This is a genomic window from Bacillus sp. XT-2, assembly GCF_025696525.1.
GTDB classification, from domain to species: domain Bacteria; phylum Bacillota; class Bacilli; order Bacillales; family Bacillaceae; genus Bacillus; species Bacillus halotolerans.
The window spans coordinates 64211-89192 of sequence record NZ_JAHVOC010000011.1 but is presented as its reverse complement, the minus strand read 5'-3'; the positions used below and the strand labels follow the sequence as shown (position 1 = coordinate 89192).

29 protein-coding genes, 1 rRNA gene and 1 pseudogene are annotated in these 24982 nt (G+C 43.2%); 10 read left to right on the top strand and 21 right to left on the bottom strand.

Features of this window, described 5'->3' with window-relative positions; genetic code table 11:
- A 16S ribosomal RNA gene (locus tag KXD37_RS22315) occupies positions 1 to 126 on the bottom strand; the annotation flags it as partial.
- Between the two features lie 295 nt (positions 127 to 421).
- The gene (locus KXD37_RS22310; protein ID WP_024120667.1) at positions 422 to 1306 is read right to left on the bottom strand and encodes a nucleotidyltransferase-like protein; all 885 of its coding nucleotides are present in this window, start codon (positions 1304 to 1306) and stop codon (positions 422 to 424) included.
- A gap of 206 nt (positions 1307 to 1512) precedes the next feature.
- Here KXD37_RS22310 and KXD37_RS22305 point away from each other — a divergent pair, with 206 nt between their 5' ends.
- Positions 1513 to 1866 carry a YgzB family protein gene (locus KXD37_RS22305; RefSeq protein WP_010333473.1) on the top strand — a complete coding sequence of 118 codons (354 nt, stop codon included), beginning with the start codon at positions 1513 to 1515 and terminating at the stop codon, positions 1864 to 1866.
- Between the two features lie 30 nt (positions 1867 to 1896).
- Here the strand turns inward: KXD37_RS22305 and perR are convergent, their stop codons facing one another.
- Together perR and bcp are read right to left on the bottom strand one after the other, a co-directional pair.
- Positions 1897 to 2334: a peroxide-responsive transcriptional repressor PerR gene (perR, locus tag KXD37_RS22300; RefSeq protein WP_010333472.1), complete on the bottom strand. Its 438-nt coding sequence runs from the start codon at positions 2332 to 2334 to the stop codon at positions 1897 to 1899.
- 134 nt (positions 2335 to 2468) lie between these two features.
- On the bottom strand, positions 2469 to 2942 hold the full coding sequence (gene bcp / locus KXD37_RS22295) for a thioredoxin-dependent thiol peroxidase (protein ID WP_024120665.1): 474 nt from the start codon (positions 2940 to 2942) through the stop codon (positions 2469 to 2471).
- 151 nt (positions 2943 to 3093) lie between these two features.
- On the opposite strand from bcp, the gene KXD37_RS22290 reads away from it, so the two are divergent.
- Together KXD37_RS22290 and KXD37_RS22285 are read left to right on the top strand one after the other, a co-directional pair.
- On the top strand, positions 3094 to 4383 hold the full coding sequence (locus KXD37_RS22290) for a glutamate-1-semialdehyde 2,1-aminomutase (RefSeq protein WP_106021581.1): 1290 nt from the start codon (positions 3094 to 3096) through the stop codon (positions 4381 to 4383).
- A gap of 219 nt (positions 4384 to 4602) precedes the next feature.
- Complete coding sequence (locus tag KXD37_RS22285; RefSeq protein WP_101860259.1) at positions 4603 to 5664, top strand: aromatic acid exporter family protein; 1062 nt, start codon at positions 4603 to 4605, stop codon at positions 5662 to 5664.
- A gap of 74 nt (positions 5665 to 5738) precedes the next feature.
- On the opposite strand, the gene KXD37_RS22280 is transcribed toward KXD37_RS22285, so the two are convergent.
- The 5 genes from KXD37_RS22280 to fabL form a co-directional block, all read right to left on the bottom strand.
- The gene (locus KXD37_RS22280; RefSeq protein ID WP_127695642.1) at positions 5739 to 7481 is read right to left on the bottom strand and encodes an ABC transporter ATP-binding protein; all 1743 of its coding nucleotides are present in this window, start codon (positions 7479 to 7481) and stop codon (positions 5739 to 5741) included.
- An 84-nt stretch (positions 7482 to 7565) separates the two neighbouring features.
- Positions 7566 to 8096: a DUF402 domain-containing protein gene (locus KXD37_RS22275; protein ID WP_003239685.1), complete on the bottom strand. Its 531-nt coding sequence runs from the start codon at positions 8094 to 8096 to the stop codon at positions 7566 to 7568.
- Positions 8097 to 8239: 143 nt separating this feature from the next.
- Complete coding sequence (locus KXD37_RS22270; protein ID WP_024120661.1) at positions 8240 to 8500, bottom strand: YgaB family protein; 261 nt, start codon at positions 8498 to 8500, stop codon at positions 8240 to 8242.
- A 173-nt stretch (positions 8501 to 8673) separates the two neighbouring features.
- The gene (gene sspE, locus KXD37_RS22265; protein WP_024120660.1) at positions 8674 to 8931 is read right to left on the bottom strand and encodes a gamma type acid-soluble spore protein SspE; all 258 of its coding nucleotides are present in this window, start codon (positions 8929 to 8931) and stop codon (positions 8674 to 8676) included.
- 70 nt (positions 8932 to 9001) lie between these two features.
- Positions 9002 to 9754: an enoyl-[acyl-carrier-protein] reductase FabL gene (fabL, locus tag KXD37_RS22260; protein ID WP_044163745.1), complete on the bottom strand. Its 753-nt coding sequence runs from the start codon at positions 9752 to 9754 to the stop codon at positions 9002 to 9004.
- A gap of 82 nt (positions 9755 to 9836) precedes the next feature.
- Between fabL and KXD37_RS22255 the strand changes: the two genes are divergently transcribed.
- Positions 9837 to 10061 carry a hypothetical protein gene (locus KXD37_RS22255; protein ID WP_024120659.1) on the top strand — a complete coding sequence of 75 codons (225 nt, stop codon included), beginning with the start codon at positions 9837 to 9839 and terminating at the stop codon, positions 10059 to 10061.
- Positions 10062 to 10083: 22 nt separating this feature from the next.
- Here the strand turns inward: KXD37_RS22255 and mutY are convergent, their stop codons facing one another.
- Positions 10084 to 11184: an A/G-specific adenine glycosylase gene (gene mutY, locus KXD37_RS22250; RefSeq protein ID WP_101863567.1), complete on the bottom strand. Its 1101-nt coding sequence runs from the start codon at positions 11182 to 11184 to the stop codon at positions 10084 to 10086.
- Between the two features lie 216 nt (positions 11185 to 11400).
- On the opposite strand from mutY, the gene KXD37_RS22245 reads away from it, so the two are divergent.
- Positions 11401 to 12384, top strand: coding sequence for a metal-dependent hydrolase (locus tag KXD37_RS22245; RefSeq protein WP_024120657.1), 984 nt, complete (start codon positions 11401 to 11403; stop codon positions 12382 to 12384).
- On the opposite strand, the gene KXD37_RS22240 is transcribed toward KXD37_RS22245, so the two are convergent.
- The 5 genes and pseudogenes from KXD37_RS22240 to KXD37_RS22220 form a co-directional block, all read right to left on the bottom strand.
- Positions 12381 to 14966: a YfhO family protein gene (locus tag KXD37_RS22240; RefSeq protein ID WP_263463741.1), complete on the bottom strand. Its 2586-nt coding sequence runs from the start codon at positions 14964 to 14966 to the stop codon at positions 12381 to 12383. The two genes, KXD37_RS22245 and KXD37_RS22240, sit on opposite strands and share 4 nt — an antisense overlap.
- Positions 14967 to 15035: 69 nt before the next feature.
- A complete protein-coding gene (locus KXD37_RS22235) occupies positions 15036 to 16025 on the bottom strand; it encodes a glycosyltransferase family 2 protein (RefSeq protein ID WP_188323634.1) in 990 nt (329 codons plus the stop codon).
- A 231-nt stretch (positions 16026 to 16256) separates the two neighbouring features.
- Entirely contained in the window at positions 16257 to 17120 is an 864-nt protein-coding gene (locus KXD37_RS22230; RefSeq protein WP_127695648.1) for an alpha/beta fold hydrolase, read from the bottom strand.
- Positions 17107 to 17439 (bottom strand): SdpI family protein, encoded by a 333-nt coding sequence (locus tag KXD37_RS22225; RefSeq protein ID WP_127695650.1) that lies wholly within the window; start codon positions 17437 to 17439, stop codon positions 17107 to 17109. The genes KXD37_RS22230 and KXD37_RS22225 overlap by 14 nt, the downstream gene beginning before the upstream one ends.
- Positions 17440 to 17524: 85 nt before the next feature.
- Positions 17525 to 18042 (bottom strand): annotated as a pseudogene (locus KXD37_RS22220) (SH3 domain-containing protein).
- Between the two features lie 192 nt (positions 18043 to 18234).
- On the opposite strand from KXD37_RS22220, the gene KXD37_RS22215 reads away from it, so the two are divergent.
- Positions 18235 to 18447, top strand: a complete 213-nt coding sequence (locus KXD37_RS22215; protein WP_010333455.1) for a helix-turn-helix transcriptional regulator — start codon at positions 18235 to 18237, stop codon at positions 18445 to 18447.
- Between the two features lie 414 nt (positions 18448 to 18861).
- Here the strand turns inward: KXD37_RS22215 and KXD37_RS22210 are convergent, their stop codons facing one another.
- On the bottom strand, positions 18862 to 19131 hold the full coding sequence (locus KXD37_RS22210; RefSeq protein WP_024120650.1) for a YfhJ family protein: 270 nt from the start codon (positions 19129 to 19131) through the stop codon (positions 18862 to 18864).
- Between the two features lie 124 nt (positions 19132 to 19255).
- Here KXD37_RS22210 and KXD37_RS22205 point away from each other — a divergent pair, with 124 nt between their 5' ends.
- Entirely contained in the window at positions 19256 to 19408 is a 153-nt protein-coding gene (locus tag KXD37_RS22205) for a small, acid-soluble spore protein K (RefSeq protein ID WP_010333452.1), read from the top strand.
- A gap of 32 nt (positions 19409 to 19440) precedes the next feature.
- Here the strand turns inward: KXD37_RS22205 and KXD37_RS22200 are convergent, their stop codons facing one another.
- The 3 genes from KXD37_RS22200 to recX all read right to left on the bottom strand — a co-directional run bounded on the left by KXD37_RS22200 (position 19441) and on the right by recX (position 21889).
- Entirely contained in the window at positions 19441 to 20634 is a 1194-nt protein-coding gene (locus tag KXD37_RS22200; RefSeq protein ID WP_101860265.1) for an MFS transporter, read from the bottom strand.
- Between the two features lie 136 nt (positions 20635 to 20770).
- Positions 20771 to 21091, bottom strand: a complete 321-nt coding sequence (locus KXD37_RS22195; RefSeq protein WP_106021585.1) for a YfhH family protein — start codon at positions 21089 to 21091, stop codon at positions 20771 to 20773.
- 6 nt (positions 21092 to 21097) lie between these two features.
- Positions 21098 to 21889 (bottom strand): recombination regulator RecX, encoded by a 792-nt coding sequence (gene recX, locus KXD37_RS22190; RefSeq protein WP_106021586.1) that lies wholly within the window; start codon positions 21887 to 21889, stop codon positions 21098 to 21100.
- An 88-nt stretch (positions 21890 to 21977) separates the two neighbouring features.
- Here recX and KXD37_RS22185 point away from each other — a divergent pair, with 88 nt between their 5' ends.
- The 3 genes from KXD37_RS22185 to KXD37_RS22175 all read left to right on the top strand — a co-directional run bounded on the left by KXD37_RS22185 (position 21978) and on the right by KXD37_RS22175 (position 23310).
- On the top strand, positions 21978 to 22889 hold the full coding sequence (locus KXD37_RS22185; RefSeq protein ID WP_106021587.1) for a TIGR01777 family oxidoreductase: 912 nt from the start codon (positions 21978 to 21980) through the stop codon (positions 22887 to 22889).
- A 53-nt stretch (positions 22890 to 22942) separates the two neighbouring features.
- Positions 22943 to 23053 (top strand): YfhE family protein, encoded by a 111-nt coding sequence (locus tag KXD37_RS22180; protein ID WP_010333447.1) that lies wholly within the window; start codon positions 22943 to 22945, stop codon positions 23051 to 23053.
- Between the two features lie 65 nt (positions 23054 to 23118).
- The gene (locus tag KXD37_RS22175; RefSeq protein ID WP_106021588.1) at positions 23119 to 23310 is read left to right on the top strand and encodes a YfhD family protein; all 192 of its coding nucleotides are present in this window, start codon (positions 23119 to 23121) and stop codon (positions 23308 to 23310) included.
- A 38-nt stretch (positions 23311 to 23348) separates the two neighbouring features.
- Here the strand turns inward: KXD37_RS22175 and KXD37_RS22170 are convergent, their stop codons facing one another.
- Both KXD37_RS22170 and KXD37_RS22165 read right to left on the bottom strand, forming a co-directional pair.
- Entirely contained in the window at positions 23349 to 23933 is a 585-nt protein-coding gene (locus tag KXD37_RS22170; RefSeq protein ID WP_263463740.1) for a nitroreductase, read from the bottom strand.
- Between the two features lie 87 nt (positions 23934 to 24020).
- Positions 24021 to 24899, bottom strand: a complete 879-nt coding sequence (locus KXD37_RS22165) for a PhzF family phenazine biosynthesis isomerase (RefSeq protein ID WP_106021590.1) — start codon at positions 24897 to 24899, stop codon at positions 24021 to 24023.
- Positions 24900 to 24982: the final 83 nt, after the last annotated feature.

Below are 24982 nucleotides of genomic sequence, written 5' to 3'. Positions count from 1 at the left end.
TACCCACGTGTTACTCACCCGTCCGCCGCTAACATCAGGGAGCAAGCTCCCATCTGTCCGCTCGACTTGCATGTATTAGGCACGCCGCCAGCGTTCGTCCTGAGCCAGGATCAAACTCTCCGATAAATGGATCGCAGATTAAGTTCACCACATCCTGTGGCAACATCTGCGTGATCTGCATCGTGCAGACCTCAGTTTGACTGACTACGCACATCGCTGTGCGATTTATAATAAAACTTGAATTAACAGGTACGTTTTGTCTTGTTTAGTTTTCAAAGATCATCCGCCACTTCTTTAAGAAGCGACTTTTTCAGTATAACATTTCGTCTTTGTTTTGTCAAATGTTTTTTATTTTATTTCTCCGCCGCTGTGAGCTTATTTTTTCAGAAGCGCATCAGCGACGTTTAATAATATACCATGCTCAGGAATCAGAGTCAACATCTTTTTTAAAAGAATATCCTCGATGAAAGACAGCCTGTCCTTTGGTTTCAATTCGGCACACGCTGATAAGACCTTTTTCTGTCAGGTAATCAAGCATGACGCCAAGGTCTTGAGTAAAATGTTTTAAGTCAGGATGCTGAAGAAGCTCGCTAAATTGCCATATGTCCTTTTCTTTCATCACTTCGAAAAGATGTGCTGAACCAATCTCAGCTTTAGAATGAATAAGAAAATCATTTGCTAAGAATAATAATTCAAGTCTTTTTTCCAAGCTTTCGTGACTTTCAATCAGCTCGGAATATAATTTGTACACTTGAGGCTCCATCTGACGCACTTGACTCCACACAGTGGTTTCCGGATGGAATCCTCTGTCGATTACTTCAATACGTGCTAGATGATGCAATGCATGGACTACTGCATTGTAGGCATCTAAAAATTGATTGGCTTCAAAGAAAGCTTTTCCTTCAACGTATCTTCTAATTAACTTGCCGTATTCAAGGCCGATCTTCAGTTTACGTTCTGCAAACGGAAAAGTATTAAGCCTGTCGATAAGCTCAGCAATATACTCATTGCGGTCAAACATGACTCTTCCGTTTACAATCCAATCTATGATTCTCCTATTTGTGCCGAGCAAAATCCATTCTTGAACCTGAGCATCAGTTATCACATGCAAAGAGGCTGTTTTGTGATCAAATTCATAATGCTTTATAAAAACAGGCTTATCAGACTGCTTTACAATGACAAGCAAAGCGGCATCAAAGTTGTCTGTTATGGAAGACGTTTTGTTTCTTCTCTCAATCATAATAACAGCCAATGTATTGGGATGACTTGCTCTTTCTTGGTAAATTGGACGGAGAAGATTTTCCATCACTATTCCTCCAATGCAATTGTTCAATTTTTTTATTCTCTATTTGATTCAATTCTATGGTTAAATCGAAATTCCTTTTTTCTAAACACATTGAACTATTATAAACAATTTCAAAGCAAGTCTCCATATTTAAATTCCATTTCAAACGAAAACATGAAGAAAATACCATCGGGTTTGTGCTATATTTAATTCAGAGGGGGATGGACATGGCGAAATACTCCAGCAAAATTAATAAAATCAGAACGTTTGCGTTAAGTTTGGTTTTCGTTGGGTTTATCATTATGTACATCGGGATCTTTTTTAAGGAATCCGTTTTGCTTTCGAGTTTGTTTATGATACTTGGGCTTTTATCTATCGGGCTCAGCACGGTTGTTTATTTTTGGATCGGCATGCTCTCGACCAAAGCGGTTCGGGTCATTTGTCCGGGCTGTGAAAAAGAGACCAAGGTTTTAGGCAGAGTAGATATGTGTATGCATTGCAGAGAGCCGCTGACTTTAGATCAAAGCTTAGAAGGAAAAGAATTTGATGAGTCTTATAATAAGAAGAAAATGTCGAAATAAATAAGCTGACCGTTTCGCGGTCAGCTTATTTTAATGGTTTTCTTTTTTTGAACACTCTTGGCAGACGCCGTAAATTTCTAAACGGTGGTGGCTTACTTTAAAGCCGGTCACATGTGCAGCAAGCTGCTCTACTTCATCAAGGCCGGGATAGTGGAAGTCCACAATTTTACCGCAGCTTTCACAAATGGCGTGATAGTGATCGGATGTAACAAAATCAAATCTGCTGGAAGCATCACCATATGTGAGCTCTTTTACCAGGCCGGATTCCCGGAACACACGCAAGTTGTTATATACCGTCGCTACGCTCATGTTAGGAAATTTCCCTTCCAGAGCTTTATATATATCGTCCGCTGTTGGATGAGCCATAGAGTTAACGAGATATTCCAGAATCGCATGACGTTGAGGAGTAATGCGAACTCCGGTTTCCTTCAACGTTTCTAAGGCTTCTTTTAGTTCATGTGCAGCCATCCGTCATGCACCTCTCTTCTAAAAAAGATTCTTACATTATAATGTTTATAATTAGTGTAACTCTTTTTACGATAATTTGTCAATTGATATTAGGGTGAAAGTTGCAGCATATGCTATGAGGCTGATTGACGATTTTACTTTCCCGACATATCTTTCAGCGTCTGGAGCGCTTCGGCTACATGGTCTTTCACTTTTACCTTTCTCCATTCTTTAATGAGCCGGCCTTCTTTGTCAATTAAAAAAGTGGAGCGTTCAATCCCCATATATTCTTTTCCGAAGTTTTTCTTCAGTTTCCATACATCAAACGCCTCCGCCAGCTTGTGCTCGTCATCGACAAGCAGCAAAAACGGCAGATTATGCTTCTCTTTAAATTTCCCGTGTTTTTCCTCGCTGTCCGGGCTGACGCCGATAATCACAGCATCCAGCTCAGCGAAGTTTTCGTGGCTGTCACGAAAATCGCACGCTTCAGTTGTGCATCCCGGTGTCATGTCTTTTGGATAAAAGTAAAGGACGATATACTTCCCTTCATAATCCGATAATTTTACTATCTCCCCATGATCGCCTTTCAACTCAATATCAGGCGCTTTTTGTCCGATTTCAATAGTCATTTCTTTACCTCCGGATGTTTTTGTATTAAGCGTATCCAATTCTTGTCCAGATTACAACTATGACCCTGTATCTTGAGCCTGAATCCGTTGTTCTTGTCTGGAAGCATGCTACAATAGAGGGGACGCAAGGAGATATAGGAGGTTATTATTTTTGTATACAAAATCAGTTGAACTTCACCGTGAAGCATTAGAGCATATTGTCGGCGGTGTAAACAGCCCTTCAAGATCATATAAAGCAGTTGGCGGGGGTTCTCCTGTTGCAATGGAGAAAGCAAATGGCGCTTATTTTTGGGACGTCGACGGAAACAAATACATTGATTATTTGGCGGCTTACGGGCCAATCATCACCGGACATGCCCACCCGCATATTACAGAGGCGATTAAAAAAGCCGCGGAAAACGGTGTATTATATGGAACACCGACAAAACATGAGGTTACTTTTGCAAAGATGCTGAAGGAAGCCATCCCTGCTATGGATAAAGTAAGATTCGTCAATTCAGGGACAGAAGCTGTGATGACGACCATCCGTGTGGCTCGTGCTTACACAGGCCGCACCAAAATTATTAAATTTGCAGGCTGTTATCACGGCCATTCAGATCTTGTGCTCGTAGCGGCCGGCTCCGGTCCGTCTACTCTGGGCACACCTGACTCAGCCGGTGTACCGAAAAGCATTGCAAACGAGGTCATTACAGTTCCATTTAATGATATTGACAGCTACAAAGCGGCCTTAGAGAAATGGGGCAGTGAAATCGCAGCGGTTCTCGTTGAACCGATTGTCGGCAACTTCGGTATTGTTGAGCCAAAAGAAGGTTTCTTAGAACAAGTAAACGAACTGACACACAATGCGGGCGCCCTCGTTATTTATGATGAAGTCATTACTGCTTTCCGCTTTATGTATGGCGGTGCACAGGATCTTTTACAGGTGAAACCGGATTTAACTGCACTCGGAAAAATTATTGGCGGCGGACTTCCAATTGGAGCCTATGGCGGCAAACAAGAAATTATGGAGCAAGTCGCACCGCTCGGCCCTGCATATCAGGCAGGAACAATGGCCGGAAACCCCGCTTCTATTTTATCTGGCATTGCTTGCCTGGAAGTGCTGAAAGAGGAAGGCGTGTATGAAAAGCTTGACCATCTTGGCGCTATGCTTGAGGAAGGCATTTTGGCACACGCAGAAACCTACGGCATCACAATAACAGTCAATCGGTTAAAGGGTGCGCTGACGGTATACTTCTCTGATGAGAAAGTAGAAAATTACGATCAGGCAGAACGCAGTGACGGTGAAACATTCGCTACGTTTTTCAAGCTGATGCTGGAGCGCGGCATTAATCTCGCACCTTCTAAATATGAAGCGTGGTTTATTACAACAGCGCATACAGAGCAGGATATTAAAGATACGCTTGCTGCTGTTGAGGATGCTTTTAAACATCTTAAAAAGTAATATTGCACATCCCCGGACAGGAGCTTAAAGCTCCTGTTTTTTTGTACTTTTAAAAAGCGTGTAAGATTTTGGTCATTTTCTTGAAAAATAGCTTGAATAATTGTATTGATCCCTGTATATTACTTAATTGTTTAGCAAATAAACTCACAGGGAATTTTAAGGATTAGCCATTTGCTAGGTCAAACAATTTACTATAGAAAGGAATGCACGCACAAACCAATGAAACTTGGTGCCCGCATTTTCAAAACAGGGATCGCGATTACGCTGGCTCTTTATTTAGCTTCGTGGATCGGACTTCCCGCACCGATTTTTGCTGGGATTGCAGCGATATTTGCGATCCAGCCGTCAATTTACCGCTCTTTTCTTATTATTATTGATCAGGTTCAGGCAAATATTATCGGAGCTGTTATCGCCACAGTGTTCGGTCTTATTTTCGGACCCAGTCCGATTATGATCGGATTGACAGCAGTTATTGTTATTACCATAATGCTGAAGCTTAAAATTGAACATACGATTTCGATTGCTCTTGTTACAGTTATTGCGATTTTAGAATCTGCCGGTGACGACTTCTTAATGTTTGCGCTGATCAGAACAAGCACAGTCATTTTAGGGGTACTTTCTTCCTTTATCGTCAACCTGGTGTTCCTGCCGCCTAAGTACGAAACAAAGCTGATTCATAACACAGTCGAAAACACTGAAGAAATTATGAAATGGATCAGGCTGATTATGCGCCAGTCAACAGAGCATTCGATTTTGAAAGAGGATATTGAAAAACTGAAAGAGAAAATGATCAAGCTTGATCAGACATATCTTCTATATAAAGAAGAAAGAAGCTACTTTAAGAAAACGACTTACGTGAAATCAAGAAAACTTGTCCTGTTCAGACAGGCGATAATAACCGCAAACCGGGCGCTCGACACGCTGAAGAAGCTGCATCGCCTGGAAAACGAGATTTATCATATGCCTGAAGAGTTTCAGGAAACGCTGACTGAAGAACTTGATTACCTGCTTCATTGGCACGAGCGGATTTTGATGAGGTTTGTCGGCAAAATTAAACCGCATGATGATACAGATGAAGAAGGCATCCAATACAAACAGCTGCTGACAAAGTCATTCCTTAGAAACCAGCGCAACTCAGATGATGAGCTTCTTGATTATAATATGCTTAATATTATGGCAAGCGCTGTGGAATACCGCGAGCAGCTTGAACATTTAGAAACACTTATTACAAGCTTTCAAACGTACCATCCGAAAGACTGCGAATTGGAAATAGAAGAGTAACCCGGTTCACATCACCGGGTTTTTTTCATACAAAAAAATCTTATATCCTTAATCAAAGGATATAAGATCGATGTTTAGTTCAAGTTTTGGATTGTGAATAAGTGCTTGTATTGACTGTCATAATCCATCAGTTCATCATGGGTTCCGGTTTCGATGATTGTTCCGTTTTCCATGACGACAATTTTATCCGCATGTGTGATGGTTGATAAGCGGTGGGCCACAACAAAAGTTGTTCTGTCCTTCGCCAGCTTGTCCATCGCTTCTTGAATGTAGTGCTCACTTTCAAGATCCAAAGCTGAAGTAGCTTCATCCAAGATCAGCAGCGGCGGATTTTTCAGAAATACACGCGCTATGGAAATCCGCTGTTTTTGTCCCCCTGAGAGCTTAACGCCTCTTTCTCCCACACGGGTCTCATACCCTTCCGGAAAACTCATAATAAAATCATGTGCATTGGCTGCTTTTGCGGCTTCCATAATGTCTTCAAGCGTGGCATCAGGTTTTCCGATCGCAATATTTTCTCTAATCGTTTCACTGAATAAAAAGGTATCCTGAAGCACCATGCCAACCTGATTGCGCAGGCTTCTTGCTTCATAATCCCGAATATCTGTCCCGTCAATCAATAGTTTGCCGCTTGATACATCATAAAACCTTGGAATCAGGCTGACGAGCGTGGATTTCCCTCCGCCGCTCATTCCAACGAGGGCTACGGTTTCTCCTCTGGTTACTTTTAAAGACACATCGTGAAGGATGTTTTCTTTTCCCTTTTCATATTGAAACGACACATTTCGAAATTCGACTTCTCCGCGGATATGGTCAGCTTTGATGGCATTTGGTTTGTCAGTCAGTTCATACGGCTCGTCAATAAATTCAAATACCCTGTCCATTGAAGCGATTGACTGCGTCAAGGTTGTAGAAGAATTAATCAGCCTTCTGACAGGGTTATACATTCTGTCGATATACCCGACAAATGCAACCATCGTTCCGACTGTCAGCGGTCCGTTGATGACAAAATAGCCGGCAAATGCAATCACGATGAGCGGTGCCAGATCTGTAATAGTGTTGACAACCGCAAAGGTTTTGGCATTCCAATTCGTATGACGGATTGCTTTATCTAAGAAATGGCTGTTTTTTTCATTAAAGTTGGCCTGCTCATGGTCTTCTATCGCAAAGCTTCTGATCACCGGCATGCCTTGAATCCGTTCATGCAAATGCCCCTGTACCTGAGCAAGCGCCTGTGACCGCTCTCTTGTCAGCTTTCTTAAACGGCCGTAAAAATACTTCACTGATATACCGTATAACGGAAACAAAATGATGGAAATAAGCGTTAATTTAACGTCCAGTGTCAGCATGATAGAGATCACGATCAAAATTGTCAGCATATCGAGCCATATATTCATCAGACCTGTGATCACAAAATCCTTTGTTTGTTCCACGTCATTGATGACTCGGGAAATGACTTCCCCTGTTCTAGTATTCGCATAGAAACGAAGGCTCAGCTTCTGTATATGATCAAACAGCTTGGCTCTTATATCATAGAGTACCTTGCTGGCTGTCCACTGGGCAAAATATTGCCGATAATATTCAACAGGCGGGCGCAAAATTAAAAATAAGGCGAACATGATCGCCATAATGGTGAACAATGACGTTGTTTTGTCACTGGCCGTGCCGCCTCCTTGAATAATGTCGTCAACTACGTACTTCAGAAGCAATGGGAGAGCAAGCGGAATGGAGAATTTTACGATCCCGATTAATACTGTAATGAAAATTTGCTTCTTATAAGGTTTGACGAATTGCATATAGCGTTTCATAACCCCCACGTTGATTCCCCCTCTCTTTATCATGATGTGTGTGAGCCCATGTGAAAAACCTGTTGTACCCCGCAACAGGTTTTTACGTAACCATTATTTTGTATAGCGCAAATACCGTTCATACCACATATCGACAAACTCGGGTGCAAACGGGCCCTGCCGCTGATGAATCCAATGGAGCAGTGTGTTTAAGTAGTCTCTTAAAATACTGTCAATTTCTTTTGGATAATTCATGGATTTCCGATGATCATCATATTCGTCTTCATCGAGAATATTGTAAGTCATGTCAGGAAAAACCTTAACATCTAAGTCATAATCAATATATTTAATTGCTTCGCCATCATAGGCAAACGGAGAACTGATGTTGCAATAATAATGAACCCCGTCTTCCCTCAGCATCCCGATGACATTAAACCATTGTCTTGCGTGAAAATAACAGATTGCGGGCTCTCTGGTTATCCATGTCCGGCCGTCTGATTCGGTTACCATCGTCCGGTCATTGGCTCCGATGACACACATTTCTGTACTTTTTAAGATTGTTGTCTCATTCCAAATTCTATGAATCAGCCCATTATGCTTATAGCTGTGAATTTGAATGGTTTCTCCTTCCTTGGGATAACCCATATTTCTCCCCTACTTTCTATAAAGCCCTACAGTTAGTATGTCCAAATTTGCTTACCGACAACGTCTTTTACCTATTATAACGTTACAAATTGAAAAATGAAAATAAAAGAGCCATTCCGGCTTGGGAATGGCACATTCCTGCTCTACACATAGGAAGACGGCTTTTCTGAGCTGCGATATGAACGAATCACCTGCTCTGTCTGTTTCTGAAACGTATCCTGTATATCAGCAAGATGCTTTCGTTTTACCGCAATTTCATCCTGAATACCGCGCAGCCTTGCATCCCTTTCCAAGTGCCGGAGTTCTGCTTCGATTTCTTTGCAGCGGTCGAGCTCTGATTGGAGATCGAGAAGCTTGTCCATCGTTTTCATCTGTTCTATTACCAGCTTTTCAAATTCCGTCATCGGTTCCTCCTTCAGCCTGGTCAAAGTCTAAACGTTTCCACCATTAATCATTTCGATTCTGATCTAAGCAAACCCTTTGACTCATTCTGTTGAGCTTTCACAAGTTTTGTCGTTTTTCAAACAGAAAAAAGCACTTCCACCCGAAGATGAAGTGCTTTTTTCTGTTTCAGTGATTAGCTGTTTTGTTGTTTGTTTTGTTCAGCAGATTGGTTTTGCTGTCTTACCTGCTGTGTGTTAGTTTCGCTTGCGAATTCAGTGCCGAATTGACCTTGTTGGCCAGCAGCTGATTGTTGGTTTTGTTTTCTGACTTGCTGAGCGTTTGTTTCGCTAGCAAATTCAGTGCCGAATTGACCTTGACCAGCAGCTGATTGTTGGTTTTGTTTTCTGACTTGTTGAGCGTTTGTTTTGCTGAAGTTATTTGAGTTAGCCATTGTTATCACCTCCACGGTCATTAGAATGTGCAGGTAATCGAGTGGCTATTCCTTTTTTCAAAAAAATTTTTTAAACGAGCAGTGAGCGCCCGCCGTCAACAATAATGGTCTGCCCTCGGATCATGTCAGCTTTTGATGACACTAAAAATTCAACCGTATCGACCATATCTTTAATCTCTACCATACGTCCCGCCGGGGTATTTTGACGCGCATCCTCCAAAAGGTCTTCTCTGTTCGGGAAGTGTTTGAGCGCATCTGTGTCAATCGCTCCGCCTGATACCGCATTTACGATAATCTGTTTTGGTGAAAGCTCTACTGCGAGATAACGGGTTAAAGCCTCTAACGCAGCTTTTGACACACCAACTGTCGTATAGTTTTCAAGGTAGCGGATTGAACCTAATGAGCTGATGCTGACGATATGACCGCCGCCGTTTTTCTCCATCAGCTTTGCCGCTTCCTGAGCGCAGAAAAGCAAGGCTTTTGCATTGATGTTCATCGTCCAGTCCCAATGTGTCTCCTCTAATTCCATAACCGGTCTCAGTACGCCTGATGCAGCGTTGTTAACAAAAACATCCAGTCTTCCAAAGGTTTCATCAATTTGCTGAAACATTTCTTTAATTTTTGCGGGCTGGCCTACGTTTGCTTTTACGGTAAGCACTTTCACGCCAAGTTTTTCGATTTCTTCCGCTGTTTCCAGAGCGGCTTTTTTGCTGCGTGCATAGTTAATGACAATATTATAGCCGTTTTCCGCAAGTCTGATCGCCGCTGCTTTTCCGACGCCGCGGCTGCTTCCTGTTACGAGTGCGCATTTATTTTGTTCCATTTTTTCCTCAGCTCCTTATAGCGTATAGTTCTCTTCATTCCACAAACAATAATGGCAAGAACTTTAAAGGGGGTCTTCTGTTATGTATGTCGGACGAGATATGAGCGAATTGACCATGATTTCCAAAAAGGACTGGAAAAACAGTGAACTCGCCTTTTTTCATCATGCCTTTCAGCAAATTATGCCTTATTTGAACGAAGAAGGCCAATCAAAATACCGTGAATTAACGCAAGAGATTGAAGCGCGCGGCGGAATGAAGCGCAATGAAGCAGACTACAGCCACGGCACGCGCGTCAGTTATGATTAAGGACTCTTACCGAGCAGCCGAATTAAATGACTCCGGCTGCTTCCACTGCCATCTTCCAAATTTTCTGGTGTGACACTGGAAACGCGAATTCTTCAAGCTCTTCCTTCGTTACTTTTTTTAGGTCTGCAGTATCCGACACTTGTTTTACTTTACCGAAAAACACAGAAATATTCCATACCAGGTGGGTGAAAACATGCTCCACTACACCTTGGAGGTCACTGATTTCAGCTTTTATGCCAAAATCACTTTCTAAAAATGCAGTGAGCTGCTCGCGCTCTGTTTTGATTCCTTTTTGCGTTTCAAGATTCGGGAATTCCCACAGATTGGCAAGCAGTCCCTTAGACGGGCGTTTATGAATATAGACTTGTCCGTCATCATCTGTCAGTACAATTGCAGCCATTGTTTTGATTCCCGGTTTTTTCTTTTTGCTTTTCACCGGGAGTTCTCGTTCAGTGCCTTCTGCAAACGCTGAGCAATGCTGCTGAACAGGACAAAGCAGGCAAGAAGGTGATTTCGGCGTACAGATGATGGCTCCCAGCTCCATTAAACCCTGATTGAATTCAGAGGGTTTTTCTTTTGAAATAAACGCACGGACTGCTTCTTCAAAAATCGTTCTTGTTTTTGGCTTGGCAATATCATCCCAGATGGACAAAATTCTCGACATGACACGCATCACATTTCCGTCAACCGCAGGAATCGGTTTATTGTATGCGATGCTTAGCACCGCTCCTTTTGTGTAAGGGCCTACGCCTTTTAAGCCGCCGAACTCTTTTTCTTCTGACGGAACAACTCCCCCGTATTGCTGCTTCACTTCTTTAACCGCGCTTTGCAGGTTTCTGACCCGCGAATAATAACCGAGGCCTTCCCATGCTTTGAGCACTTTTTCTTCATCGGCATCAGCGAGCGTTTCTACTGTCGGGAATTGCTCCACAAACCGTAAAAAGTAAGGAATGACCGTCTCTACCCTCGTTTGCTGAAGCATCACTTCAGATACCCATACTTTATACGGATCCTGGTCCTCTCTCCACGGCAGAATGCGCTGTTCTCTTTCGAACCAGTTAATTAAATCATTTTGAAATTGCTGTATATCTTTTTGTTTTATCTTATCTTCAAGTACGTTCATATGTGTTTCTCCCCAGTCTCTCGCGCCCCGCTTTTCTTTAGACTGTTTTTTGTTGTACACTAAGGGCACAGTACGATAATATGTTACATTAAATAGAAGTAAAGAAAAAGCGGAAACATATGAGAACGATTAAACAGGTTAAAAGATTGGGTATATAAAAATAGGTAATGTCTTACAAAAGTGAATGTGCAGGATACACCTGCAAGGAGGTCACCTATGGATACGGGCACACATGTTGTCATGGGCATAGCCCTCGGCGGAATCGCGACACTGGATCCGGTTGTCGGAACAGATCCGGCAATGGCTCACGCAGTCATGATCGCTACGCTTGCGGGCTCACAGGCTCCTGATATTGATACTGTGTTAAAACTTAAAAACAATGCTGTTTATATAAGAAATCACAGAGGCTTTACCCATTCTATTCCCGCCGTTTTGTTTTGGTCTGTCATCATTCCGGCGATTTTGTATTTATTTTATCCGCAGGCTGATTTTCTGCATCTGTGGCTGTGGACATTGCTGGCAGTTGTGCTACATGTATTTGTTGACATTTTCAACGCGTACGGAACACAAGCCATCCGGCCGTTTTCGAAAAAATGGGTGGCACTCGGGCTGATTAACACATTTGATCCGTTTATATTTATCAGCCATCTGGCGGCCATCGCGGTTTGGTATGTCGGCGGCAGCCCCGGTATCACATTTCTCACCTTATACGTAATACTGGCAGGCTATTATATTTTGCGCCTGATGATGCAGCTGCGAATCAAACGGCAGCTCCGTGAGATGATTCATGAAGAGATCGAAAGCATTATCATTTCGCCGACAATGAAATTCAGGCAATGGCGGATTGCGGTTACAACTGCGCATGCTTTTTATGTAGGAAGGAGCATGGACGGGCACGTGGTGATACTTGATACGTTTAATCGGGTGCCTGTGCCTGAAACCGACGTTATGCAAGCGGCGAAGCAGGATGATAACATTGCGGCGTTTCTTTCGTTCTCCCCGGTTTACAGGTGGGAAGTGGATACGTATAAGGATCATTACGAGGTACGGTTTATTGACCTGCGTTATCGGAGTAAAGGGCACTATCCGTTTGTCGCAATTGTTCATATCAGTCATGATCTTGAGATACGCTCATCTTATACCGGCTGGATATTCAGCGAAGAAAAGCTTCAGAAAAAATTAAAGCTCGGCTCTATTTAGAGCCGGGCTTTTTTGCGTCTTATATAAAAAACAGCTAAGAGCAGACTGATGAAAGACATCACTGCGGATATTTTAAAATATGGCGGATAGTAGGTAAGTTCAATTTGATTGTCTCCCTTTTGCGCCTTAAAACCGATAAAAGTGTAATCGGCTTTTTCAATTTTCTGCTGTTTTCCGTTAATTTTCAGCTCCCAGCCTTTCTCATACGGAATCGGGAGCATGATGTACTGGGGTTTGGAATTGTGATATGTGAATGTCAGCTTGTTTTTATTCCATTCCAGGCTGTCTGTTCTCTCTGTTTTGTTTTGCGACACAGCGTTTTTTAATGTTTGATAATTTTCTGCATAAAGCGCTATGTGTGAAAGCTCGTACGTTCCTTTCGGAAGCCTGATCGAGATATGGTCTGATTTAGGCACTCTGATGGTTAAATCATTTACACCCGTTTTATAGATCGATTGATTGGATTTTCTTGTTGTGACATAATCATTTACCTTTAGCGTAAATCCTTTGTCTTTTGCTTTGCTTTTTAAATAAAAACTGACATAGTAATCGCCCGGACCGGCTGACGCCTTTTTCGGAGTGATGATCAATTCTCCGCCGTTTTCTCCAGTTACAGTGAGGAGTCCGTTTTGATATTGAGCTTGTTTTGCAGTGATGTCCGATTTGGAGATCAGATTCGCCAGATCAGGCGGCTGCTCTGTTTTTTCAGTTGGATCTGCTAACACAATTCCTTTCAGCATCGCTTGCTCTTTCGCAAGAGCCGGCAATTTTTCCAAATCCCTTTCTGAGTAAACTTTATCGACTGATTTGACGAAAGGAAGCATGTATTGATTTTCATAAACGGTGTAGTGCTCTGATTCCATATGTTTTGTAAAGCCGTATGGAACATTCGCTTCGTTTACTTTTTCCGTCATATAATATCTGCCGTAAAGCAGGCTGTACAAATTCGCTCTGTCCCCCAATGAAGCGTAGCGGCTGACGCTTTCTCTTCCCATATCGATGCGAAGATCATTCCAATAGAAGGAGAGCAAATGGCTGTTTAAAATGCTCGAGTAGGCGCTGAATCCATTAAACCCGTAAATAATCGGAGTGTTATTGCGGACGCCATTCATCCAGTCGATTCTCAAGAGCGGATCATTGTCTTCCTTTTGCACACGTCTGATGAGCTGAGATTGTTCGTCTCCTTTGTATTCCTCGCTTGTAATATAGGATTTTGAGACACTGTCCAGCCCGCCTCCTTCTGAGAGCGCATATTTCTGATAGGTGTTAGCGACAAGCAGCGAAGACAGAATCACCACAACGTATACAGCCAGCTTTGCCCGTTTTTTCACAAAAACTGCGGTAAACAAAGCAGCGATTGTCAGGAACAAAAGCAGTAGGATGCTTTCATTCGCTGGCTTCCATATATCAAGCTCATACCTTTGGACATGATACCAATAAAGAAGCAGAACAATCGCTGCTGCAGGAAGCAGTTCTTTCCGCCTCAGCTCCTGCAGCTGTGATAAACCTGCGGCGGCTGCTCCGGCGATTGTAAAGGCCAAAATATATTCAAACCGGTTTTGCGGTGCGGAAAAGCCGTTAAAGGCGCTTGCAGCGTACGGACTGAAATGAAAGAGGATAAACAGAAGGCTCAATCCGGCAAAAAGGCGAAACACCCGGTGTTTATAAAAAGAAATGACAAACAAAAACAGCAAAAAGATGGCTGGCACCACGATAATCCTGCTTGAAAATAAAATATTATCATCGAAATTCAGCCACTCTATTTTTTCATTATACGGAGGGCGCAGGTTATTTAAATACCCGTAAACCACCGGCACAAATACCGCCGCACTGATACCGAAAGAAATGAGTCCCGAGACTAAAAACATTCTGCATTGAACCCATTTTTTCACTTCATGATCTTCCAGCTTGATCAGCCATCTGAACAAAATATAAATTCCAATGAAAATCAGATTTATGTATGCAAAGTAAAAATTGTTGATTAAGCTCAGTGAGCAAGCAATGATAAACCATGCCGGACGCCGCTCCCTGATGATTTTTTCCGCTCCGAGCACGAGAAGCGGGAGCCAAATCATTGTATCGGTGAAAAATTCCCAATACGCTTCATGGCGAAAGTAAATAATCGATACTCCGTATAGTACAGCACCCGTAAACGCCGCTGCTCTGCGTTTGAGCAAATAGCTGAAAACAGAAGCTGCTGTAAAAATAATCAGACTCAGCTTAAAAATGCTGATAAAAACGGCTGACTGTGCCCAAAAAAGCGTATCCGCCTCACCGATGAGATGAACCGATTGCAGCAGCCAAACTGCGGCGGATGTCACAAGAAAAAGGAAAGAAGCAGAAAAATAATAGCCAAGCTGACTGAATGTGCCGCCGCCGAGTCCGAATGAATAATGATAGAAAAAGTTTCCTTGCGTGTATTGTTCATATAATAATTTCTTAAATACGATCATTTGCGCCAGTCCGTCACCGGGACCGGTCATATATCTGCCTTCCGCCCATTCTTTCACAAAAAAAGCGTGCGCAAGAACGGCTATGAACAGACTGGCCGCATAAATCATGACATGTTTTCTTTTTTTCATAAGGATTCTCCAGTCTTGCCGTTAACTGTAAGCATGCAAAAAAGCACTGCCAATGGCAATTGATTCATTTCAGTGCAGTTTGGTCAGGCGCCGCATGTTTTTCAATTCGTTCGTTTCAGGCAGATCTTTGCTCGGGATATTTGCTTCTTTGATCAAATAATGCGGACGTTTTTTTGTTTCGTAATAGATTCTGCCGATGTATTCTCCTATGATGCCAAGGCTTAACAGCTGAATCCCGCCAAGGAATAAGACCGCAGATATAATTGTGAAATATCCGGGTACAGAAATACCGTTTGTAAGAATTTTGACGAACGTGGCTATGATATAAATAAGAGAGAGCAGCAATACAAAAATGCCGGTGTAAAAGCATATTCTCAGCGGTTTATGGTTAAAGGAGACAACGCCGTCCATTCCGTAATTAAAAAGGCTGCTGAATGACCATTTGGATGTGCCGTTTTTTCTTTCGACATTTTCGTAAAAAACAATTTTCTGTTCGAAGCCGATCCAGCAAAACAGGCCTTTTGAAAAGCGGTTGCCTTCGCTCAATTTCAAAAGTGCATCCACAGCTTGGCGGCTTAACAGACGAAAGTCTCCGACACCGTCACGCAAATCAACTTCCACCGCTTTATTAATGAACTTGTAGTAAAGGGACGAAAGAAGCGAACGCACGGGGTTATCCCCTTTTCTGTTCCTCTGGGCAATGACTTGATCATAGCCTTCCTCGTAGCCTTTGATAAAGTCCTTCAGCAAATAGGTCGGATGCTGCAAATCGGCGTCCATCACGACAACTGCCTCGCCTTGAACATGTTCAAATCCGGCCAAGATCGCGGCTTCTTTTCCAAAGTTTCGCGAAAATGATATGTATTTCACTCGGCTGCATTTGGATGCCAGGTCTTTGATCTGCTGAAGCGTGTCATCAATACTTCCGTCGTTAATGAAGAATATTTCATAATCATAATGAATGTTTTTGAATTCCTTTTTTAAAGATTCATGAATGAGTTTGACATTATAACCTTCATTGTAAGACGGGATAATAATCGAGATTAATCCTTGCTTCATTAAGGCACCTTCTTTTTTTTATTCTTTTTAAGTATTGCCTTAGGGGAATTGTACACAAATCTTCAATAAGGCTATTCCTTTTTTTAAAGTCGTTTAAACCTGTTTTTTGTTACATTTTTGGTATGACATTTGAGTATATGTAATGTTATTTTGTCAGGTTTAAAATAGAGTATGAAAAAAAAGCATAGAAAAAGTCTGCCATTTCGACAGACGGTGCAAAGAAAATCTGACTTATTGGTTTTCAAGATATTCTAAAATAAGCTGATTCACGATGGCCGGCTTTTCGTGGCTGATCCAATGGGACGCTTCATCCACAAATATTAAATGCCCGTTTGGACAGCGTCTTGCTGTTTCTTTTGCAAGCTTTCTGCTTAAAAAGCGGTCTTCCATTCCCCAGATCATCCGGTAAGGGGCTGTATGGCATTCGCGGGAATTTTCTGCAAGGCTGCCTTTTCTGAGGGCCCTGTACCAGTTCAGCATTGACGTCAGGGCGCCAGGCTGCTTCCACGCTTCTTTGTACTTATTGATATCCTCAGAAGAAAAAAGCTCCGGCCGACCAGATAGCCCGATGGCTTTATCTAATTTCTCATAGTCGTTTTCTGTTAACGCGGCCTCCGGTTTGTCCGGCAGCTGGAAGAAGGCAATGTATGAGCTTTTCAGCCATTGCGGAGGGTAGACTGGCGTTACGGTTTTCATGACGTGCGGATGCGGTATGTTAATGGCGATAAGCTTTTCAAGATATTCCGGACGTGTTGATGCCAAGTGCCAGGCTACTGCTCCTCCCCAGTCATGACCGATCACGATTGCTTTTTGATCAGTGAATTGCGAAATAAGCCCAATGATATCATCTCTTAATGTATCAATCCGATATGCCTCAATTCCTTCCGGTTTGTCACTGAGATTGTAACCTCGCTGATCAGGAGCAATCACCCGGTACCCCGCGTCCGCAAGCGGTTTGATTTGGTTTTTCCAGCCATACCAAAACTCAGGAAATCCATGGAGCAGGACGATAAGCGGGCCGTCCTCCGGTCCTGCAGAAGCAACGTGGAGTGTGACTCCATTTGTTTTGACAAACTGGCTGTTAACTCCTTCCACTTAAATCTCCTCCTTGACTTTGCGTCATATGTTTCAGCCTTTTCTCTGTCAGTATAAAAGTGATGATACAAGCAGCAACAAGCAAGATCAGCTGAAGGATGATAAAGCTTGATCTCAGGAGCACCCCGGCCCCCAAGACAATCAAACCTGACAGGATCATGAGCGCCGCACTGTAACGGTTGGCTTCATTCCATAACTTTTGATCTGACATTGAGCGTCTCGTTCTGAATCCATATATACTGTTAATGGACTTTGGAGGGAACAATTTGATAAAAAGACCTGCAATCATCATGAGCCCTCCGCCGACTAAACATGCCATCTGATCATCTCCTCTCTCATTGTTACGTTCAGAAAGAAGAAATGTTTCAATATCCTGACAAAAAGACAAGCATGAGCCTGTCTATTTAGCGTATTTGTAAATCCTTTGTCGGAATATAGCCTTTTATCCCGCCGTGATCAACGAATGCCCAGCTGAAATCAAATCCTCCGTTTTCACTGAATCCCCAGCCGAGCAAAGTGACTTCTGTCCCCGAGGAAAGCTGCTTGGCTTTTCCATTTTCCGGTGTTGGAGAATAGAAGGCAGTCTGTTTTGCTGTTTTTGCTTGACTTGCGGTTTTCATTAAGAAGTGTGTTGAAATATATCCTTTTTTCCTTTGAATTCGATTTGAGCCCAATCAGCATTAGCAAATCTCTTTACAGTGACTTTCTGTTCAGATGATACTGTGCCGAGAATCGCGCTTTTTTGTTTTGGCTCAGCCCGGACATTCAGTTTTCCTGCTTTAATCATATAAGAATCTGATGATGGCATGGTGACATTTATGGTCTGAAGGGTTGCAGCTTTTGCTGCGGGAGCAGTGCTACATGCTGTGAAACTCAGTCCTGCGGCGGCAGTTAAAGCGAGCAATACTTGTTTCTTTTTCATACATAGCTCCTCCTCGGATTTTGACAAGATATAAGAGGTATTCCCTGATTGCCTGGAGGATGAAACACTTTTTGTTTATTTTTTCTAACAGTTAAGGAAATTTTAAGGTTTGTAAGGTGTACATTACATTCTAATCTTTGTATGATACATTATGTAAGGTATACGTTACATAATGAGAGAGGATCAAATAAGATGAAGCACGGGGTTCGTAATTGTGTAAAAGAATACAGAAAAGCTAAAGGATGGACACAGGATCAGCTGGCAGAAAACATTCAAGTGACAAGACAGACGGTCATTGCAATTGAAAAACAAAGATATGAACCCTCGATAGGCACTGCAATTAAATTATCTTCAGTATTAGAGTGCTCATTAGATCAATTATTCTGGATAGAAGGAGACAAATAATATGAACATGACGTATCGTACTGTTTTTGCAAACTTTGCTTCCCATTTTATTGTGTGTCCTTTATTGGCATTCACCTTCAACTTTAACACTTCTGTTAGCAGTCATCGGAACTGCACGAGTTCTTTATTCTGCCGCACATATTCATAGAAATAAACTCTGGGGAAACGTACACTTTCAGAATGACCAACGCACCCGCTCAAATGCTCATTTCGCAGGCTATATATCACATTGGGTGATGATTGTTATTTTGCTTATAGGTGTTGTTCTTATTCATCAATCCATGCTTCCTCTGTCCTATCTGCAGCTGATTGCATATACTGCTTTTCTTGGTTTTATGCTTAGAATGGTGATTAGTGATGTACTTAATACAAATGTGTAAAAAACAGCCTGCCGTACTTTGCCGGCAGGCTGTGTTAATGTAAAAGCCCTCTGCTTTGGTTTAAGTAATCATTCACGTCTTCACGGCCGCTTTGGAAAAGGTGGAGCTGGCCGCCATAGTTCTCAATCCACTGTGTGACGATTTTTTCGGTCATTTTTTCGCCTTGGTAGGCGTGTCCGGCTTTTGCATAGGTTGCTTCAAAGTCGCTCCATAACAATTCCACCCATGTTTTCGCCTGAATGTAGCTGATCATATCGTTTTTTTCCAGAAGCAGATTTGTCAGTTTCTCAATATACGTATTCATTTGGTGGTCTCCTTTCCTTCAGGAAAAAAATTACGCTTTAAAACTTCATGTTCTCCATATACTAACCTTACGTCTTCATCTGGCAAGACGCAACTTTTTGATCTCGAACCTAGGGGGATATGACATGGTCCGCAATAAAGAAAAAGGATTTCCTTACGAAAACGAAAACAAGTTTCAAGGTGAACCGAGAGCAAAGGACGACTATGCTTCAAAGCGTCCTGACGGGTCAATCAACCAGCATCCTCAGGAAAAAATGAGAGCCTCCGGCAAACGATAAAAGAAGAACAGCTGCACATGTGCAGCTGTTTTTTAGCCTTTATTGACTTGATACTCATAGACGCTTTTCTTTTCAGACAGATGCGCAAATGTTGAGAGCACCAGTCCGCACGCGGTCATCAGCGCTCCTCCCGCAAACAGCCAGGAATAAGAGCCGGTTCCGCTTAAAATGATGCCGCCGATCCAAGCACCGAGCGCATTAGCCAGGTTAAATGCAGACACGCTCACAGCTGCGGCGATCGTTGTGCCGTTCTCAGATGAAGAAAGCACCTTTGTTTGCAAAAGAGGCGGTGTGCCGAATGCGCAAGCTCCAAATAAGAAAGTCGCGACAATGGCTGCGGCCGGATAAACGGCGATGTACGGAAATACCGCAAGTACGCCGATCAAACCGATCATGACGCCAATCATGGTCCGGGTCAGCAGAGGAAGCGGCACTTTTCCCGCAAAGAAATTTCCCGCAACCCCTCCCAACCCATAGGCGAAGAGGGCACCTGTAATGCCGACTGTGCTGAAACCTGCTGAATTTCTTAAAATCGGTTCGATAAACGTATACGCGATAAATACGCCTGAATAGCCTAAAATTGTAATCGCAAAGGAATACAGCACCTGTTTGTGTTTAAATACTCCCCACTCATTCATGAGCATCGGGATGACTTTTGGTTTTCTGTTCGGCACGGTAGCCATCAGGCCTACAAATCCGATCACTCCAAGCACCGTAATGATGGAAAACACGACTCTCCAGTTTAGGACATCACCCAAGTAGGAACCGAATGGAACACCCAGCATCAAAGCCACTGTTAAACCGCCGTTCATAGACGCAGCGGCTGCGGCGCGTTTTTCCGGCGGCACCATTTCACTAGCGAATACCATCGCAATCGCAAAGAAAGCGCCGTGAATGGAAGCAGATAAAATTCTTGAGACCGCCAATACCGCAAAATTCGGTGCCAGTGCGCTCATCAGGTTGGAAAGGATGAAAATCCCCATCAATCCAAGAAGCACCGGCTTTCTCGGGAGCTTAACAGAAACAATCGTGACGAGCGGGCCTGTCACACAGACGCTTGCCGCATAAGCGGTGACAAGGAGTCCCGCAGAGGAAACATGTATATGAAAGTCATCGGCAATCGACGTCAAAATACCCATCACCGCATATTCTGTGTATCCAATTGAAAACGTGCAGATCATTAGAACAAAAATAATTAATTTTACTGATGGATTTTTCATACTCAACGTCATCGCCTCCTTTAATGTGAAAAAACAACGAGTTCCATCTTAAAAGAAATCCAGGGTGAATTCAATCATTTTTTCTCTAAAAATCGCCTTGAGTGTGCTCAAATAAAAAAGAGGCTGATATTCAGCCTCTCGGTTATCCCTGCTTCTTTTGCTGTAATACTGAGATTGGAAGCGCTTCTTCTTGATCGGGAGCCGATGTTCTGTATCCCCAAGCGAAAACGCCATTTAAATAGTTAATGCGAAACTCGTCCTCAGAGCCGTCCACAACATACGTTTCTCCCGGCGTGAAGTCCTCCGGGTTCAGCAAGTATGCCTTTGCCATGGCAATTTTCCGTTCGAGCACTGCCAGTTCATTTATGATTCCAAGCTGTTCCGCTTTTCTTGCTTTTTCAGAGAGTCCTGCGATTTCTGTATTGAGTTCGTGCGTTGTCATTTGACTGTATCGTTTCTCCATTTTCAGCTACTCCTCTTCCTGCAGAAATTGCTCGATTAAATCGAGTGAGAATCCTTTTCTGAATAAAAATTGTTTGACCTTCATGGCACTTTCATAGGAGCCGTCATAACGGTATTTTCTAAACGCTTTTTCCGCATGAAGACGCAGCGCTTCTTTTTCAGTGTCTTCATCATTTTCGTATTCAATCTGCTCCAGCGCCGCAGAGATGACATCAAATGAGAAGCCTTTGCGCTGCAGCTGCATCTGTGCTCGCTGTTTGATTTCTTTTGAAGAGAGTTTCTTGTCTTTCTTCAGAAGCTTTTCGATATGCTTAACTGCTTTTTCCGTCTGTTCTTCAAAGGAGAAAGAACTCAGCGTATCTTTGATGGTGTCGTCATCAATCCCCTTCGCTTTCAGCTCTCTGAACAAAACGTCAGGCCCTTTTCCGTTTGTTTTTTTGTGGGTGCTCACATAGGCCGCCGCAAACTCTTGGTCATTTAAATAGTTGTAATCGTTCAGCTTATGAATCACTTCCGCAATGACGGGCGCCGAGGTATCTTTTTTCTTTAAATGGTCTTCTACCTCTTTCATTGACCGCATTCGATAGGATAAAAAATCAATCGCACGGTTGAAGCCTTTTTTCACTTCATCTCCGTATTGAATCTCAATGATCTCGAGGTCATCAAGCTCTTTTCCCTTTTTAAGCTCAAATTTCACGAGCACATCTGCGTCAACACTGAAAGCATATTTTTCATCCAGAAAAATATTAAAGCGTTCCGTATTCTTTTTTTGCGCTGAAATCTTTGTAATAAATGGCATCTTAATCTCCCTTCTCCGGTCTCAAACGCGTTTTCTATGATCAAAATGAGGTAAAGTATAGTTATCAGAACGATGAGGAGAGATGTTTATGAATATTGCAATGACGGGCGGAACGGGTTTTCTCGGTACGCATCTGACTGGCGTCCTCACCCGCCAGGGACATCATGTTTATATTTTATCAAGAAACGCGCCAAAAACTGAACAAAAAAATATCAGTTATGTCCAATGGCTGACTGAAGAAGCTGCGCCTGAACAAGAACTTCCTCATATTGATGTTTGGGTAAATCTTGCGGGAAAATCGATTTTTGGCCGCTGGAATGAAAAAACGAAGCAGCAAATTCTCTCCAGCCGGATCGATGCAACCCGGGAAGTACGGCGGCTTATTCATAAACAGGCGGAAAAACCGAAGGCGCTTATTCAAGCCAGTGCAGTGGGCATTTACGGCACTAGCCTTGAAAAAACCTTTACAGAAGACTCTCCCACGTCGGACGAGGATTTTCTCAGCCACACTGCACATATGTGGGAACGGGAAGGGCAAAATATAGAAATGATGGGCATTCGAACGGTTTACGCGAGATTTGGCGTGATGCTCGGAGAAAAAGGCGCTCTCCCGCTGATGGTTCTGCCATATAAACTGCTGGCCGGCGGAACGATCGGGACGGGCAATCAGTGGCTGTCCTGGATTCACGTGGAGGACGCCGCCCAGCTGATTGCATATGCAATCGAAAACGACAGCATCTCAGGTCCTGTTAATGTGACAGCGCCTAATCCGGTTGAAATGAAGCAGTTCGGAAAAACGATTGCACGGGTGAAACACCGTCCCCACTGGCTCCCCGTTCCAGCATTCTTTTTATCAAAAGCATTGGGAGAAATGAGCCTGCTTATTGTGAAAGGACAGCGCGCTCTGCCTAAAAAAGCAATTACGTCCGGATTCCGTTTTACATATTCAGACCTTGAATTCGCCCTCTCGCAGCTGCTGACGGACCAAAAGGCTGTATAAAAACGGAAGGAAGCGTCAACCTTAAGAATAACATGGTTGAAGGAGGTCCTTTTATGGAAAAGAAGAGGGAGAAGCACCAGCAAGGAGCCAACCTGAAGAAAATGCAGGAAGTTCTTTATTCGAGTGAATTTAAAAAGGCGGAAAAAGCTGCTAAGCGGAAGTAGGGATACATAGCGCCAGAAAGCAGATACTATGTTTGTTTGATATCACTTTTTAGGGGGAATTTGATATGGGCAGAAATCATATCCACAAAAACCGTGATAAAAACAAACAAAAACTTCCTCAGGTTCCCGATGCGTTAAAACGGGAAACTGACGGCGTTTACGAGGAATATTCAAGCGAACTCGCTGATGCGGATGACCGCAAAGCGCAGGAGCGCGCGAAAGCGGCCGACAGCAGAGCGAAAAGCAAAAAACGTTAATGAAAAACCCCTTGTCTCTGCTTGAGACAGGGGGTTTTTTACAGCTCGGTGAACCGTTCCTTTATCGGTGTGCGTTTTTTCACTTCCGGCATTTCATCAGGATAGCCTGTTTGTATGATCGCGGCGAAGCGCTCGTTATCCTGTAAACCGAAGGCTTGATGCACGTCTTTATCATAGAGGATCTTTCCGCTTTTCCAAACCATGCCGATTCCTTTTTCCCAGGCAAGAAGCTGGAGGTTTTGAATCAATGAGCTGGTTGCCGCAAAATCATCATCTCTTGCTCTTTCGTTCTCATCTTCCTGAAATACAACGAGCAGAAATCCCGGCACACGGCTGAGTGTCTTTTTGAAATTTTGGAGTTTTTCTTCCGTCATGTCCGGCTCTGATTTTTTAGAAAATGAAGCAAAGGTTTTAATCAAGCTTGCTTTTCCTGTTTCACTGGAAACGTAAATAAATCTCCAAGGTTCCGTCACTCTGTGATTTGGCGCATATTTTGCCGTTTCTAGCATGTCAAGGATGACAGCCGGAGGTACGGGATCTTGTTTAAATTTACGGATTGATCTTCTGCTGCGTATGATATCCCGCAGTGCTGAATCTTGATTTATCTGTTCGGCTTGAGGCATACCGCTTCACCCTTTCTATCCAATTGAAAATGATTATCAATCATAATCATAACGGAAAGTGCAGCTTTTTGTAAACCGTCAGCCATATTAGATTTCAAGAATCCGAGTTTCTGAGTAAACGGCAGTCCCTGTCATGTTCACTTTGATGTGATCGTTATCTCCATTTATTTCAATTTCCACTCTTCCGTCTTTCCCCATCTCCTGTCCTTGTTCAATGATGAATGTACGCTGCCCTGACCGGCCGTATTGCTGCATGTAAGCTCCCATCACACCGGATGCTGTGCCAGTCACGGGATCTTCTATTGTTCCTGAATACGGCGACGAAAAGTGGCGCCCGTGCAGGTCGCTGTCAGAGTGAATCGTTTCAAAGGTAAACGGATGCACTGAGGCTTTTGGCAGATCAACTAGAACATCCGGAAATTGTTTGTTATTCGGCACCATTTTTTTAGAGGCTTCTAATGATTTGAGCGGAACGATTGCAGTCCATATGCCTGTACTGCCAAAAACAATTGGAAGGTCCTCATGAAAGTCCTCCGCCGTAATTCCCAATGCGTCCGCGAGCCTTTCCCGGTCGCCCGTAAATGGTTTGAATTTCGGAGCAGCCTGTTCAAGTGTGATATGGATGCGCCCCTCTTTTTCAGAAATGTTTGCTGGCAAGATACCGGCTTTTGTCTGGATGCTGTACGTTTTACCAATCTCCAGCCTTCCTTTTTCACATAATGCGTATAGGGAAGCGACCGTCGCATGTCCGCATAAATTCATTTCGTGTCCAGGAGTGAAGTAACGGAGTTCAAGATCAGCCGCCTCGCTGTTCCGAATAAAGGAGGTTTCTGAATATCCTGCGATTTCAGCTATTCTCTGCATTTCTTCTTCTGTATAATGGTCCCCGTGCAATACCACTCCCGCGGGGTTTCCTTTGCCGGGATTTTCCGTAAATGCTTCATATTTTAATACCTCTGCTTTCATTCGCCTGCCATCCTTTCTACATCAATGTCTCTGTCAGTATAACAAAATATTAGAGGGAATTTTCAGTCAATATCAAGAACCCA

Excerpts from the sequence above, each read along its gene's own strand:
- KXD37_RS22310 (WP_024120667.1), bottom strand. The coding sequence starts at position 1,306 with ATGGAAAATCTTCTCCGTCCAATTTACCAAGAAAGAGCAAGTCATCCC.
- KXD37_RS22305 (WP_010333473.1), top strand. The coding sequence starts at position 1,513 with ATGGCGAAATACTCCAGCAAAATTAATAAAATCAGAACGTTTGCGTTA.
- perR (WP_010333472.1), bottom strand. The coding sequence starts at position 2,334 with ATGGCTGCACATGAACTAAAAGAAGCCTTAGAAACGTTGAAGGAAACC.
- bcp (WP_024120665.1), bottom strand. The coding sequence starts at position 2,942 with ATGACTATTGAAATCGGACAAAAAGCGCCTGATATTGAGTTGAAAGGC.
- KXD37_RS22285 (WP_101860259.1), top strand. The coding sequence starts at position 4,603 with ATGAAACTTGGTGCCCGCATTTTCAAAACAGGGATCGCGATTACGCTG.
- KXD37_RS22275 (WP_003239685.1), bottom strand. The coding sequence starts at position 8,096 with ATGGGTTATCCCAAGGAAGGAGAAACCATTCAAATTCACAGCTATAAG.
- KXD37_RS22270 (WP_024120661.1), bottom strand. The coding sequence starts at position 8,500 with ATGACGGAATTTGAAAAGCTGGTAATAGAACAGATGAAAACGATGGAC.
- sspE (WP_024120660.1), bottom strand. The coding sequence starts at position 8,931 with ATGGCTAACTCAAATAACTTCAGCAAAACAAACGCTCAACAAGTCAGA.
- fabL (WP_044163745.1), bottom strand. The coding sequence starts at position 9,754 with ATGGAACAAAATAAATGCGCACTCGTAACAGGAAGCAGCCGCGGCGTC.
- KXD37_RS22255 (WP_024120659.1), top strand. The coding sequence starts at position 9,837 with ATGTATGTCGGACGAGATATGAGCGAATTGACCATGATTTCCAAAAAG.
- mutY (WP_101863567.1), bottom strand. The coding sequence starts at position 11,184 with ATGAACGTACTTGAAGATAAGATAAAACAAAAAGATATACAGCAATTT.
- KXD37_RS22245 (WP_024120657.1), top strand. The coding sequence starts at position 11,401 with ATGGATACGGGCACACATGTTGTCATGGGCATAGCCCTCGGCGGAATC.
- KXD37_RS22240 (WP_263463741.1), bottom strand. The coding sequence starts at position 14,966 with ATGAAAAAAAGAAAACATGTCATGATTTATGCGGCCAGTCTGTTCATA.
- KXD37_RS22235 (WP_188323634.1), bottom strand. The coding sequence starts at position 16,025 with ATGAAGCAAGGATTAATCTCGATTATTATCCCGTCTTACAATGAAGGT.
- KXD37_RS22225 (WP_127695650.1), bottom strand. The coding sequence starts at position 17,439 with ATGGCATGTTTAGTCGGCGGAGGGCTCATGATGATTGCAGGTCTTTTT.
- KXD37_RS22215 (WP_010333455.1), top strand. The coding sequence starts at position 18,235 with ATGAAGCACGGGGTTCGTAATTGTGTAAAAGAATACAGAAAAGCTAAA.
- KXD37_RS22210 (WP_024120650.1), bottom strand. The coding sequence starts at position 19,131 with ATGAATACGTATATTGAGAAACTGACAAATCTGCTTCTGGAAAAAAAC.
- KXD37_RS22205 (WP_010333452.1), top strand. The coding sequence starts at position 19,256 with ATGGTCCGCAATAAAGAAAAAGGATTTCCTTACGAAAACGAAAACAAG.
- KXD37_RS22195 (WP_106021585.1), bottom strand. The coding sequence starts at position 21,091 with ATGGAGAAACGATACAGTCAAATGACAACGCACGAACTCAATACAGAA.
- recX (WP_106021586.1), bottom strand. The coding sequence starts at position 21,889 with ATGCCATTTATTACAAAGATTTCAGCGCAAAAAAAGAATACGGAACGC.
- KXD37_RS22185 (WP_106021587.1), top strand. The coding sequence starts at position 21,978 with ATGAATATTGCAATGACGGGCGGAACGGGTTTTCTCGGTACGCATCTG.
- KXD37_RS22180 (WP_010333447.1), top strand. The coding sequence starts at position 22,943 with ATGGAAAAGAAGAGGGAGAAGCACCAGCAAGGAGCCAACCTGAAGAAA.
- KXD37_RS22175 (WP_106021588.1), top strand. The coding sequence starts at position 23,119 with ATGGGCAGAAATCATATCCACAAAAACCGTGATAAAAACAAACAAAAA.
- KXD37_RS22170 (WP_263463740.1), bottom strand. The coding sequence starts at position 23,933 with ATGCCTCAAGCCGAACAGATAAATCAAGATTCAGCACTGCGGGATATC.
- KXD37_RS22165 (WP_106021590.1), bottom strand. The coding sequence starts at position 24,899 with ATGAAAGCAGAGGTATTAAAATATGAAGCATTTACGGAAAATCCCGGC.